This window comes from uncultured Algibacter sp. (assembly GCF_947487605.1).
Taxonomy (GTDB): Bacteria; Bacteroidota; Bacteroidia; order Flavobacteriales; family Flavobacteriaceae; genus Algibacter_D.
The window spans coordinates 1-1,198 of record NZ_CANKXK010000044.1 but is presented as its reverse complement, the minus strand read 5'-3'; the positions used below and the strand labels follow the sequence as shown (position 1 = coordinate 1,198).

1 protein-coding gene is annotated in these 1,198 nt (G+C 32.6%); it reads right to left on the bottom strand.

The window, feature by feature from the left end; genetic code table 11:
- Nucleotides 1–130 precede the first annotated feature (130 nt).
- The coding region (locus Q0739_RS14840; protein WP_366140819.1) for a transposase at nt 131–1,198 on the bottom strand (1,068 nt) is incomplete at its 5' end.

Genomic DNA, 1,198 nt, shown 5'->3' with positions numbered 1-1,198 from the left:
TAAAAAAACTCAGCAAAGTTTTACAAAAACGAGCTGAGTTTTTTGATTTTTGGTCGTTTTTTGTTTTGATTTCAATGGCTATTTACAAACAAGACGTAGATATCCATTAGATTTGTTTTTAGTTAAATTTTTAGGCTGCTTTTTCTGTAGTTTGCTTTTGCATTCGCCTACCAACCTCCAGAGCATTGGCTGTATGGATGCCAAAGAAAATCCAAAGTATTTCAGTTTTCTTAGTTTTGGCTTTGATCTTCTTTAAATGATAATGTTCTTTTTCTTTGCCAAAGCTTCCTTCTAATCGGGTAGCCCTTTCTTTGGTAATCATTTTGGCTAATTGTAGTTGTTGTTTTCTGTGTTTTGATGGTTTCCCTTTAGGCTTAAAGTCGGTTTGTATTTTATTAGAAGTAACAAAGACTCTATTCTTATTAGTGGCATAAATGGCATCTGCTCCTACCATTTTTACTTTCATTTTTGTAAGTCCTTGTGCTTTATAAATCGTGTTTTTAAATTGAGTGCCCTCATTAAAATTATCAAAACTGATACGCTGAATAAAATTGATTCCGTCTATTTGGAGTTTATTCACTTTTGCACCAAATTCTACCGCTTTAATTTCTTTTCCTCTTACTATAGGGCGAAGATAATTCTTGTCGATACTTACGATTCTGTTCTTTGGCTTTTCTTGTTTGGTAAATAGACGTTCTTGCTGTTTGCTTATTTTTTTAATCGTTGCTCTTCTTTTATAATAACCAGAAGGCATCTCAAAACTATTTTGCTTTTCTAAATGGTCTAAGGACTTGTTTAGTTTTTTGAGTAAGTGTAATAATGCTCTGGTCAGTGGTCTACGCCTTTTATTGGTCTTTCTTCGCACTTTACTATAACTGGCATAGCGCCTTTTCCATTTTAAATATTTTGTGCGTGGTAATTTTAACTTTAATGTTTTACAAATTATTTTCATTTGATGATAACTCCAATGAACCGACTCCCAAAGTAACTTTTGATTTGTTGGAAAACGAACCTCGCTCTCGTAGCAGGTAGCATCAGTAAAAATACATGCCTGATCTTTTATGTAGGTAAACCAATGACTAAATAATGTTTTTTCAACCTGCTCTATATTTAAAATAGTAGACAGTTCACAGCGTATTTGGCTCACTATTTTATAATTGGTCAAACGATGAGCTCCTAAATGAATATCACAAAAAAA